This window comes from Ectopseudomonas composti (assembly GCF_001567565.1).
GTDB lineage: Bacteria > Pseudomonadota > Gammaproteobacteria > Pseudomonadales > Pseudomonadaceae > Aquipseudomonas > Aquipseudomonas composti_A.
The window spans coordinates 57,038-69,697 of the sequence record NZ_LSSW01000002.1 but is presented as its reverse complement, the minus strand read 5'-3'; the positions used below and the strand labels follow the sequence as shown (position 1 = coordinate 69,697).

7 protein-coding genes are annotated in these 12,660 nt (G+C 63.1%); all 7 read right to left on the bottom strand.

The window, feature by feature from the left end:
- Positions 1-137 precede the first annotated feature (137 nt).
- From pelG to PCLY_RS00320, 7 genes are read right to left on the bottom strand one after another with little or no spacing between them, the layout of a single operon-like run.
- Complete coding sequence (gene pelG, locus PCLY_RS00350) at positions 138-1,508, bottom strand: exopolysaccharide Pel transporter PelG (protein WP_061237215.1); 1,371 nt, start codon at positions 1,506-1,508, stop codon at positions 138-140.
- Positions 1,509-3,035, bottom strand: coding sequence for a GT4 family glycosyltransferase PelF (pelF, locus tag PCLY_RS00345; RefSeq protein ID WP_061237213.1), 1,527 nt, complete (start codon positions 3,033-3,035; stop codon positions 1,509-1,511). It abuts the gene before it with no gap.
- Positions 3,032-4,021, bottom strand: coding sequence for a HEAT repeat domain-containing protein (locus tag PCLY_RS00340; RefSeq protein ID WP_061237211.1), 990 nt, complete (start codon positions 4,019-4,021; stop codon positions 3,032-3,034). Before PCLY_RS00340 ends, pelF begins: the two co-directional genes overlap by 4 nt.
- Positions 3,999-5,366 carry a PelD GGDEF domain-containing protein gene (locus tag PCLY_RS00335; RefSeq protein ID WP_061237209.1) on the bottom strand — a complete coding sequence of 456 codons (1,368 nt, stop codon included), beginning with the start codon at positions 5,364-5,366 and terminating at the stop codon, positions 3,999-4,001. The genes PCLY_RS00340 and PCLY_RS00335 overlap by 23 nt, the downstream gene beginning before the upstream one ends.
- 5 nt (positions 5,367-5,371) lie before the next feature.
- Entirely contained in the window at positions 5,372-5,890 is a 519-nt protein-coding gene (locus tag PCLY_RS00330) for a hypothetical protein (protein ID WP_061237377.1), read from the bottom strand.
- A gap of 27 nt (positions 5,891-5,917) precedes the next feature.
- Positions 5,918-9,520, bottom strand: coding sequence for a tetratricopeptide repeat protein (locus PCLY_RS00325; RefSeq protein WP_061237208.1), 3,603 nt, complete (start codon positions 9,518-9,520; stop codon positions 5,918-5,920).
- Positions 9,498-12,269, bottom strand: a complete 2,772-nt coding sequence (locus tag PCLY_RS00320; RefSeq protein WP_061237206.1) for a bifunctional glycoside hydrolase 114/ polysaccharide deacetylase family protein — start codon at positions 12,267-12,269, stop codon at positions 9,498-9,500. The genes PCLY_RS00325 and PCLY_RS00320 overlap by 23 nt, the downstream gene beginning before the upstream one ends.
- Between the last annotated feature and the right edge of the window lie 391 nt (positions 12,270-12,660).

The following is a 12,660-nucleotide window of genomic DNA, read 5'->3' as shown; positions in this document are numbered from 1 at the left end:
CAGACGCGCGGCTCAGGGGCGGGAGAGCTGACGGACGTTTGCAGAGGATGCGCCGCACGGCCTTGTGGCCGAGCTGGCGGCAGGCAGGTGGGCAGCGCCACTGGCGTGGCCTGCCCGGGGCTATCGAGGGGAGCTGATCAGCGACCGAGCATGAAGGTCTCGAACTCCAGATCTTCCAGTGCGTCATTGAGCCGGTACAGCCCCAGCAACACGCACAGCAGCAGCGACAGGGTGAAGCCGTAGCCGAAGAAGGTCGGGCCGAGCATCTGGCTGAACAGGGTCAGCGCGCCGTTGGCCAGCACGAACAGCACGCAGAGTTCGAGCACGATGGCGCGCTTGTCCAGGTAGAAGAACACGTTGAGCAGGGCCATGAACACGACCTGTATGCTCACCCCTATCACGTCGATGTAGAACAAAGGCAGGTAGTAGTGGGAAATGCCCAGCCACGACAGCAGTTGCGGCGCCAGCAGGAACAATAGCACCAGCGTCAGCCCCTGCACCTTGCAGATTTCCATCAGCCCCTGACGGATCGCCAGGATCATCTGCTCCTTGAGCCAGCCGATGTGCTGCAGGGTTTCACCGCCGCGGATGGCGTCGTAGACACGCTCGTACCACTCGGCAAAATCCGTCTCGATGCGCACCAGGAACACCGCCATACCGGGGATGATCGCCAGGTAGGCGAGGAAGATCGGCAGGTCGTAGAGGATCGAAGCACGCAACGGGCCGATCACCGCTTCCGAGGTGGCCGGGTTGAACCAGAAGATGAACTTGTCGATCCAGATGCCCAGGTTGTAGCAGAGGCCGGTCAGCAGCAGGCTGACGAACACCTGGCGACGCTTGAGGAAGTCGAAGGCCACCAGGCGCTCGGCGGGGTACTCGCGCAGGATGTCGAAGAGGAAGATGAACAACAGGCTGGAGTGGCCGATCAGCAGGCCCAGCAGCAGGCCGTCGATGTTGAGGAAGCGCAGCAGGTAGGCCGAGGCCACCATCAGCGAGTAGCCGAGGAACATCACGCCGAGGATGCGGTTGTAGGCCTTCATCCCGGACAGGAAGATGATCACCAGCCACAGGTTGCACAGCACCACGAAGTTGGCCATCACCAGCAGGCGGTAGGAAAACCCCTGGTCGAACAGCAGGCTCAGCACGACGATGGCCAGCAGCCCGGAGAACACCGTCACCAGCAGCAGGATGCCCAGCAAGTTGGGCAGGATCATATCCAGGCGGTTTTCGAACAGGCGATCGGACACGAAGCGGGTGAAGAACAGTTGCAGGCCGCCGGTCAGGATCAGCGAGGAGGCCATCAGGTACGTCACCGTGACCAGGAACTGGCCAATCAGCGTTTCCGGCAGCACCGCCCCCAGGCTCAGTACCCCGATGAGCATCACGCTGATGATCGACAGCACCCAGGGGCCAGAGCTGATCAGGCCGGCATACAGGTACGCACGCATCGTCGAGGTGTAGGAGTCCTTGGACAGGATCTTCCTCAGTTCAAAACCTATGCCTGCCATCTATGCGCTCTCCGTGCCTTCGCGGTACAGCTCGCGGTAACGGGCGAGCATCAGTTCTTCGGTGTAGTAACGCCGCACGCGCTCGAGCCCGACCGCCTGGGCGGCGTGCCAGCGCTGCGGATCGCGCAACAGGGAAAGGATGGCCCGCGAAGTGGCCTGGGGGTCGGCAATCGCCACCACCTCACCGGCCGTACCGAGCTGTCGATCCTCTTCGCTGGAGCCCTCGACCAGCTCGCGACAGGAGCCGACATCGCTGGTAACCACCGGCGTACCGGCCGCCCAGGCTTCCAGCACCACCAGCGGCTGCGCTTCACTGATCGAGGTCAGCACCATCACGCCCAGCTGCGGGACGACCTCGCGCACCTGGCGGAAACCGAGAAAGCGCACCTTGTCCTGCAGGCCGAGACTCGCCACCAGGCTATGGCATTCGGCGGCATAGTCAGGGTCTTCCTCTTCCGGGCCAACGATCCAGCCTTCGGCCTCCGGCATGACACTGACCACCCCGCGAATGGCGCGGATGAAGGTCTTGACGTCCTTGATCGGCACCACGCGCCCGACCAGCCCTGCGACCGCAGGTACGCCCTCGGGGCGGTTGGCCAGCGCCTGGTCCCAGCTGTCGAGGTCGATGCCGTTGGGAATGACCCGGGTACGCTCGGCCGGCGCACCATCGCTGACCTGACGCAGGCGATTGCCTTCGTACAAGGCGATGATCGAATGTGCCGAGCGGTAGGTGATCAGGCCGATGCGCTCGAAGAAGCGGATCCACAAGCGGCGGATGTAGCTCACCTCCGCATCCAGGCCGGTGCTCAGGCGCTCGTCCGGGCTCTCGGCGATCCAGCCCGCCTGGGCCAGGTCGATCTTGCGCTCCTTGGTGTAGATACCGTGCTCGCTGAGCAGGTAGTGGCAACCCCAGCGGCGCTGCAGCACGCTGCCGAGCAGGCCGGCATAACCGGTGGAGATCGAATGCAGCATGCGCGCCCGTGGCAGGCTTCTGGAAACCTCGGCAAGCATGAACAGCGGCGCCTGCATGGAGCGCAGGGTCCAGAAGTAGTTGACGAACGAAGGGTCGGCGCAGTGCTGGGTGTAGCCATCGACGATGGCATCCCAGCTGGCCCGGCTCTGCAGGAACGCCTCGCGGCCGATGCGTCCCACCGCCAGGGTATCGACGAACGCATCGCCCTGCTCGCTGCCCGGCTCGTCCGGGTAATGCAGGAAGCGGTGCACGTCCATCATCAGCTCGGCGAGTTCCGGCGTCGCCCGCGAGCTGGTCGCGGGCATGGCGCTCCAGGCGTCCTCGAGGAAGTGTTCCTGGATGTGCACGACGTTGTCAGGAATGGCGTAGTGGCGCTTGCCGTAGGCCTCTTTCTGGCCGCCGATGAACAGCACCGAGAAGGTCAGTTCCGGCAAGCCCAGAATCAGCTGGTTGATCCAGCTGGAAACGCCGCCACGCACGTATGGCCAGGTACCTTCGAGCAACAGGCAGACATCGACGCTCGGCACGTCGGGAACAGGAGTTTTCTCAGTCATAGCCAGTATCTTGCCAATGCCGCGAAGGGGGGACGTTGCAACATGTCGGCCGGCATGCTGGCCAGCATCTGCGGGATGTCGTCGTAACGCTGTCGGCGGAACGCGATCTCGGCCTGATAGGGCGCCAGCTGCGCGGGGCCCGTACCGGTGTGCGCCGCCTGCTCGAACTGCGCAGACGCTTCGTCCAGGTTGCCCAGCTCCATGGCAATCCGCCCGGCCAGCAGGTGCAGCTCGCCACTGGGCTCGCCTTGCAACGCGCTGCCGACATGGCTCCAGGCCTGCTGCAGCACGTGCTCGAGCACACTGCCCTGGGCCAGGCCGACGTAGGCCAACTCCCAGTACCAGCGCGCCAGTTGGCCATGCAGGGCAAACTTGCGGTCGGCCTTGGTGGTTTCCATGCTTGCCAGCGCCTGCTCGATACGCTGGTTGATGCGGCTTTCACGCTGGTCGAGCATGGAGTAGGCCAGCAGGCGCACGTCATCGGACGGATCGCGCAGCGCCAGCTTGAGAATCGGGATGGCTTCCTTGCTGCGCATGCGCCGCGTGGCGAAGATCGCCGTCAGACGCTGGTCCGGGTCCGGCGCATGGCGCAACACGTCCTGCAGGCCGCCATCGTTGAACATCAGCTCGCGCGTACGCTCCCGAGGACGAAAAGGCAGGTCGGGTACCGCAGTCGCTTCCCAGGGCTGGACCTTGCGCTTGCGCGGCAGGTAGAGCGCGGGGAACAGGGCCAGGGCCACACCGATCATGCCGATCAGCGGAATGAAGAACGATAGGCTGAAGATGAACAGCGGGCTCCAGGGCAACGGAAAGCGATAGCGCCGAGGCAGCAACAGCCAGATACCGGCTGTCAGCATGGCGCTGCCCAGGCCATGGGCAGAGGCATACAGCAGCGCGGCCTGGTGTGCCGGCAGATCGCTGACCGCACTGGCCCAGCTGCCCAGTTCGAGCAGCGCGGCGCCGCTAAACAGCCACTTGCTGATCATTCAGGGCACACTCGTTGAACAGGAAATGGCGCAGCGCATCACGCTCGGCGCCGCCTTCGAAGAGGAACTGATGGGTCTGCACGCCCAGGGAATCCAGCTCGCGTCCCTGGCCGAAGCGTTCGGCAAAGAGCTGTTTCAGACGCACCAGATAGCCTTTGGAGCCTTCACCCGAGGTCAGCGGCAGCAACACCAGCACCAGGCGACTGCCGCGCCCGTTGATGACCTTCAGTTGCACGTCCAGGCCACGCTGACTGCTCTCGAGCAGACGCTGGACCTCCTCGCCATTGTCCTCGGCCAGCTCGAAGGCAAAGAGACTGGCGGGCAGGCGGTGGTCACGTGCATCGGTGAGCGAGCGCTTGAGCAGCTGCGAATACTGCTGGGCATCGGCATCCGGCAGCTGCAGGGCCTGCGCATCGCTCATCAGCAGGTCGGCGATATGCCCGGCAAGGATGGCCAGCAGGCTGAAGCTGCGCTCATGGAACATGAAGAAGGGCATTTGCTGAATGGCCAGCACCGCCAGGATGCGATCCTCGGTATCGATCAGCGGCACACAGGCCTGCAACACCGAGTGACGCGCACCTTCGCCGCGGTCGAGCACTTCGGAGCGCACACTGACCAGTTCGCCACGCTCCAGACACTGTTTCAACAGGATGTCGTTGTCCTTGAGCTCGCCCATCTCGCCCAGCACGGCCAGCGGTTGTGGCGCGATACGCTGGTTGTCGATGACCCGATAGAGCCCCGCGATCCTCAGCGAACCGTACTGGCCGAGCAATGACAGCACCGTATCGGCCAGCGACTTCAGCGCGTCCTGATCCCCCGGCAGCGCACGCAATTGCTGGCGCAGGCCGAGCAGCGAGCTGCGCAGGCTCTGGTCGTTGCCCGCCACGCGTTGCTCCAGGCGATCATGGGAGATGCGCAGGATGTGGTGGGAGCGGGTGAACTCGTCGAGACGCAACTGGCGGTATTCGTTGGCCAGGCTCAGACGCTCCAGGCGCCGTTCCCAGATATCGCGGAACTCACCGACCAGCATGCTGCACAGCAGCATGCCCACGATGAAGGAGGCGGGTGTATCGGCATACAACTCGTGCCCCGCGATGCGCAGCACGAATAGCGCGGCGATCAGCAGCGCCGCACTGAATAGCCCTTGCAGGAATCCGTAGCGCACGCCGAGCAGTATCGGTACCAGGATCATCCAGGGGAATGACGCTGCCACGAGCAGCGGGTCAGCCGGCGACAACCAGTAACCGAAACCGAGGGCCAGGAGCGTCAGCAGCGAAGTTTCCCACCAGGAAACGCGACCGCTGGCCCTTGGCGCAAGATTGAAATCCTTATGGGCAGACTGCATCGTTATCACTCGAAGTCGAGGTTACCTACCAGCTTGCGCAGAACCTTCTGGGCAGCACCCGCAACGCTCTCACGCGACCAGCCGGCACGTGCGCCGCTGGAGCTCCAGACCACACGCCCGGTAGCCGGCTCGAGAATCTGCAAGCTGATGCCGACTGCCGGCTCGCCGTCCAGGCCGTTCTTGTACTGCCACTCTTCCACGCTGCCGGTGATCACGTAAGCCAGCTTCTGCTCACGCGCCCAGGCCAGCGCCTGGCTCTGACGCTCACGGTCGTCCTGCAGCAGCAGGTCCTTCTGCGGTTGCTGCGGGTACATCAGCGGGGTTACGCCTTGTTCAGCCAGGATGCTGATCAGGATCTGCTCGGCGCGTTCGCCAGCCTGCGGCGCCTGCGCGAAGTTGACCAGCGGCGCGACGCCCCACGAGGCATCACGTGACAAGGTTGGACTACCACCGCCGCTGAAACTGGAGCAACCCGCGACGACCAGTGCAATGGCCACCAGGGCCAGGCAACGTATGCTTTGCATCTTCATTCCTCCTTTGAGAATCCTTGCTTAGCGCCCGAAGCGGGTGCTGTAGGTAATACCGAGCGAACCACCGGGATCACCTTCCCCGCCTCTGGGCGCGGACTGGTAACCCAGGGTCAGGGCCAATTCATCGTCGCCGAACAGTTCGACGCCGACGCCAACGTTAATGCCGTAGTTGAATTGCCGCTCCGTCCACTGCCAGCCAGCGACGGTGTCGATCATCCAGGTGAACTGCGGCCGGGTTCTGTTCAGGGCGCCAGGGAAGCCACGACGCCAGGTGCTGGCGACATAAAGCTGGCCATAGCGGCTCTGCAGCAGTTCGTCGCCCCGAATCGTCGCCTCGGGATCATCGTCGAACGGAATGTAGGCACCGCCATTGGCACTGAGCAGATCATCGGCAACCGTGCTCTTCGCGCTGTTGCGCTGGTAATCCACACCGGAACGCAGCAACCAGGACGGGTCATCGAAGAACACCATGTGGCCCCATTCCAGCGATGCGCCTTGGCCGCTGCCAATGGCGTCGCCCTGCCTGGAACTATAGCGATTGTGCGTCAGCGACCAGGTCAACTGGTCACGCGCAGAGAAACCATGTTGCCCTCTGAGACGCACGCCATCGCGCATGCCCAAAGCACGCAGCAGGCCGGTGTCCTCGGCCTCACGATGCCAGTCGAAAGCCAACCCCAGTTCATCACGCGAGCTCAGGCGCCAGCTGCGCTCGATACCCAGGCCGTGGCGGTCATCGTCGTCACGCAGGCTGCTGTCGACGATCAAGCGCAGGTCGCCATCATCCAACTTGCGGCGCGCTTCCAGCTTGACGTTGCGCTCGTTGCCGAGCACCGCGCTGTTCAGGTTCGAGCTGTTGTAGCGCCCCTGCTCGAGCTGCAGATCGGCATACCAGTCGTCACCCAGGTGACGGGCCACCTGCAGGCGCGGTCCCTTGAAGTCGAGGTCGCCGTAGTCCGTCTTGCGCCAGCCAAGTTGCAGGCCCTGCGGTGAGCTCTCGAGCATCCCGGTGGTCTGGTAGAGCAATTGCTGGCGAATCGAATCGGGTTGCTCATCGCCCTGACTGCTGAGCCCCGAGGCCAGTGCCTCACCCTCATGACCGAGACGCGAGAGTACTTCCACCGTATGCGCGGCATCGAGCCCGCCATGCTCGAGCAGGCGCTGCATCTGCGCGTGGTTGTCGTTGCGCAGCGCCTGCTGGATCTCGTCATAGTTGCCGGCTTTCAGACCGCGTGCTGCGCCCCAGGCCAGCCAGTCGTCCTTCAGCGCCGACTGGTTACCGGCGTCGAGGCGCTCGAGGAAATGTTCGAACCATAGCTGCAACGTCGCCGGCTCGCCGTTCCAGAGACGTTTGGCCTGTGCCAGTGAAGTCAGCGTACCCTGCGACCCAGCCAGCAGACGCAGGTACATGGCATAACCCTCGGGGGTCGAGGTGACACGCTGCAGATTGAAGTCACGCAGCAGCTGGCGGCGCAGACGCCAGGCCAGGTCCTCGTAGCCAGCGGCCTCGGCAGCATCGGCATAGGCCGCGAGCACCAGGCGATCGCTTGGATTGGACTTGAGGTGCTGACGGAACCAGCGCAAGGCTTCCTGGGTGTTGTTGAGCAACATGTAGCCGGTGGCATAGGGCAACCACAGCCGGCTGTCCGTGACGGCCCGGGCGCGCCATTCCGGCAACAGTTGCGCCAGCGAGTCCCGCTGCGCGTTGTCGATGTAGAACCACAGGATGCGTTGACGCACCAGATTGTCGTCGGGGAACAGTGCCAGGGCCTGCTTGTAGTAGGCCCGTGCCTGGTCGTAATTGCCGTCCTGGGAGGCCAGCGCGGCCCGGGCAATCCAGTACTGCGAGTTGTCGCGTCCGTTGGGCGACTTCTCCGCGTCGGCCAGCAGCGATCTCAAGGTGTCCCAGTCACGCAACGTCTCGGCCAGTTGCAGCGCGACGATCAGACGCGTGACCCTGCCGGTGCGCTGCCAGCTATCGACCAGAATCTGCAGGGAACGTTTGGGATCGAGATCCCAGTACAGACGAATCAGGCGGTCCTCATCCTCCAGGCCCAGCGCCACGTTGAGGCTCAGCAGATGATCGTACGAAGCGCGCACCTCTGCATCCTGTTCGAGCTCCCAGGCCAGATTGGCGCGCAGCTTCCAGAACTCGGGATCGTCGACCTCGGGTGAGTCGGCCGCCGTCAGTACCTGCCAGGCCTGGTCCGGCTCGAACAGATTCCAGTGCACCTTGGCCCAGCGGATACGCTCCTTGATCGTCAGCGGCCCGCGGGCAGCCAGGGCCTGCCACTGCTCGACCTCTTTCCTGAACTGCTGAGTGTTTTCCAGCAGCATGCGCAGGCGCTGACGCGCGAACAGATGGTTGGGATAGCGTTGCAGGTAGGCCCGCAGCCAGGCTTCAGCCTGCTCTGGAGTGCCTCGGGTTTCATGGCTGTAGACCAGGGTGTCGATTTCCACATCGCTCATCTGCCGATGCGCCTCGATAGTGGAAAGCGTCGCGATCACCTGATCGAAATCGAACAGTTGCAGGGCATAACGCCAGACCCGGTCACGCAGCTCCGGATCTTCACGTTGCGCCAGCATCTGCATCCAGTAACTCAGCGCCTGCTGGGTGTGCCCGGTCCACTCGGCCAGGCGCGCAACTTCCGCCACCATGTCATAGTCATCGGGCGTCAGCGCCAGCAGTTCAGGCGCTAACTGCCACGCCCGGTCGACCGCACCGGAGGCGAGGCTGAGGTGGAAATCGGCGGTCAGTGCACGCGGGTCATCCCTCTTCAGGCTAAGCCAGCGCTGAATGAAGGTCTCCGCCAGGTCATAACGGAGCCCACCCTGGGCAGCATCGACACCGGCTGCCAGCCAGTCGAGGGATGCCTGTTGCGCGTCGAGTTCGTCCAGGTGCTGAGCCAGCAGTTGCGCCGCCTGATCGGGATGACCCGCCGCAAGCAGGGCATCGAACGCTTCTCGCAGGTAGCCCATGCGCGCCTGCTGGTCGCTTTCTTCGGTCGCCAGCTGCTGGTAGACCTGCGCCGCGCCACTCTGGTCGTTATTGGCCAGACTCCAGATCGCCGCCTCGTCCAGCCAGTGCTTGCGCCGCTCGCTGTCGCGCTCGGCCAGCTCCCGGTACGCCACTACGGCGACATCCAGCCCGCCGATTTCCAGCGAGTAGCGCGCCAGGCGCTCCAGCATGCCATTGTCCAGATCGGCGATTTTCAGGCTGCGCAGTTCGTCTACCAGCGCGGCGCGCTGCTCGTCGCTGATCCCTTCAGGGTCTGCCTGGGCACGCAGCACATCGAGCATCGCCGAGTAGAAGGGGGTAACGGCCAGCAGGCGCCCCTGCAATTGCTCGAGGTACTCGCGAGCACGGGTGAAGTCACCGACCTGGATCAGCTGATCGATCAGGCGCAGCTTGAGCTTGTCGTCTTCCGGGTGAGCCTTGATCAGCAGCTCGGTATAGCTGATGGCGACGGCGTCCGGCGTATCGTCCGCGCTCGGCAGGAACACCTCCTCGCTCTTGTAGGACAGCGCCAGCAAGGCCACCACGAACCCGGCAACCAGCAGGATCATCCAGGGGTTGAGCAAGCGCGTACGCGGTACGTTCTTCTTAGTTGCAGACGAGTTGTGCATCGCTCACCTGCTTCATCGGCAATTCGAAATGCCATACGCCATTGTCATGCGTACCGCTGAACCGGCCGCCCCCCGCCGTCACGTGGCACGCTCCGGCCGAGCGCACGCTGAAACTGAGCGGGAACTCACCCTGGAAAGAGAACGTCACGCGCTTGTCATCCAGATAACGCCAGCCGGTCAGTGGAATATTGGCCTCTTCCAACGCAGGACGCGGGTCACGGGTCTCACGCAACGCCAGCACCGCATCGGCGCCGGTCAGGTGCACATAACGCCCCTGTGGTAGATCACGCACACCGGCAACCCCCTGGGAGCGAGCCAGATCAGGCCAGCCCAGAGAAGGATCGAGACGCAGCGTGCGCATGCCCACCAGGCCCTTGACCTGCCAGGTTCCGTCGCTGCGTCTGGCCAGGCTCGCGCGGTACAGCCCTTCGACCCGTTTGATGTAATCGCTCATCCACAACGACAGCGGCTGGCCATCGAGAATGGTCTGGTAGATCTGGCGCATGGCCCGGATGGAGGCCTGCTTGGTCCCCGAGTAGAAGTGGTAATAGAGGTGGAAGCCACGCAGGCGGCGCGGACTGTCAGTCAGTGCAAAGGTGTCCTGAACGTCACGGAAGCCGTAGTACGGCCCGGTCCACAGGTTGGTGTAGACGTTCTCGTTGATCACCGGCGCATAGAAGTGCAGACCGCCAGTGGTCGGTCGGATCAGCGGATAGAGCCCGGTCAGCGAGGGATAGGCCTTGGTCAGTACCGTATTGCCGCCGTTGACGTTCGGCAGCCCGCTGTCATAGGCCAGCTTGATGGTTTCGGCGCTGGGCATGGCATCGCCGGACCAGAAGATCATCTTCACCGGCTTCTTCGGGGTGGTCAGGCGCTGATTGATATAGTCACGCGCGCCGACGACCTCGCGCTGCATGTCCAGCGTCTTGTACCCCGGGATGGCCATCATGTAGCCGTACTCCGCCTCGAAGTTCTCCCGTTTCGTAGCCTTTTCCGGCTGCCAGAAGAACGGGTGACTGAAGGTATGACTGGCGACCTCGACCTTGGGGTTGGCGAAAATCTCGCGGGCGATAGGTTCTAGCTCCCGCGAAAGATGCGGGTACATGCCGCGTGGGCCGACTTCGCCCTCGATCACCGACACCGAGGTCAGCAGCGGGTATGGCTTGATGAAGTCCTCCAGTACCTGGATACCCGAGTAAGGTGAGCCGGGGACTTCGGCGCGGGACACGAAGCCATCGCCATCCAGATGCACGGTGGCGATGCGGCGGCCGTTCTCCGTCGTGGTATCGGGACGCGGCAACGCCGGCAGCTTGAAGGCACGGGAAATGAAGGCAAAGGGATCGAGCACCCAGCGCCGATGATCGAGCCCCTCTTCGAACACATAAGGCGCCAACGCATAGCCGCCCCAGTCCCCGGTCGCCACCGGCACATAGACCCGGTCACCGCTCTGCAGGGAAAGCGCGGCCTGGGTACGCTCGGGGGCGGTCACGGTCAGCGGCGGGACATCCCGCGTGCGCAAGCGCAGCGGCGCTTCGAAGCCACCGACCAGCGCAGCGTCATGGGACAGCAGCACAGCATCCTGGCCGACCGGCTGCGAACGCGTGCGAATGCCCAGACGGTCCAGCAGGCTGTCGTTTTCGGTGGGCATCCCAGCCATAAAGGCGAGCGGTACCTGCTCATCGAGTCGCTGGCCCAACCAGTTCTCGAAGTAATCGCGATCCACTGGCGAGCCGCTGGTCATCCACACCACGATACCGGCGTAGAGCCCTTTCAGAGGACGCTGCGGCAACGTGGTGTCGGCCGGCCAATAGTCGACCCGGTAGCCCAGATACTCGAGCAAACCGCCCAGGTGCACGTGCCCCGGGTTATCTTCGAGCTCACCTTCGCGCGCATCGTAGACCAGCGCGATACGCCGAGGCTGGACTTCCACGCCGCCAACGCCGATGGCATCCAGCGCCGGGGACGTTACATAGGGAATGAAGCCCTCCTGGGTCAGGCGCGTAGCCAGCTTGCGTGCCTGTTCGCGCTGCTCGGGCGGCAGATACTCGATCGCCACCACTGGAACACCCTGTTTGCGCACCGCATCGAGGCGCGGCAACAACCAGTCACGATCCCCCTGCGAAACCTCCTTGTAACCACCGCCCGCGTCCCAACCCGCATAAATGGACTCGACGGCGACCGCGGAGGCAACGCCCGGCAGTTCCGGCAGTACCTCGAAACCACGGTTGAAGAACAACTTGAGTGTCGGTTCACGCCGATGCAGTTCGCTCAGCAGGCTCTTGAGCGCCTCACGCTGGCTACCCTGAAGGTCCTGTGCTTGCAGCTGGAAACTGTCCAGCGTGTCGAGGAAAAGGCCCGTGTAACCCTGCTGGCGCAGGGTACTGGCGCGCTTGAAAAGATGTTCACGCCATACCGGCGAGGCCAAATTCATGACCTGGCTGTTCCAGGCATCGTTGCGCACAACGCTGGTGGCCTCGCTCAAACCAGCCTGGGCAACGTCACCGGCGAATTCGCCAATGGACAGGTAGGCGAAGACCTCACTGCCCTGCTTCTGGAGGTAAGCAAGATCGCCTGGCGAGACATGGTCCGGCTCGACGACCACCCACTCGAACTGCGACAACTCAGGCAGGGGCAACTGATCGGCGTACCAGAAGGCCACGCTGGCAGGTTGGGCAAATGGCGTAGAAGCGAAAAATGCTAAGGCCAGACCAAAAAGTCTGGCAATTCCCGTTGAGAACTTCACCTGCATAACCCACTGCACTGAAATAGCGCATGCGCGCTTACTGCTTGATAGAAGCCGATGATGATACTTCCCCCACAACGTCAGGAAACCGGCCCCAACAGACGGGAACCAAGGAGAAACTTGACATCAAAAAGCCTGCGCATTGAATCAACCGGCCCTTGATATGTCAATTTTTTGATCATTCGATGTACGCAAAATCGAACACCACGAAAATCAGTCAAATTAACGGCGAAACCCGATGTGACGGACATCCCACTTGAGATAGCCCTTTGATATCAACAACAAAGGCGCACCACAAGCGGGCGCCAGAAACATGCCGAGAGGGCAAAAAATGAGCACACCACTGTTCGTTCCGCCGACGGACGGTAGCGGGCAACCTCAAGAACGCCCCCTAATG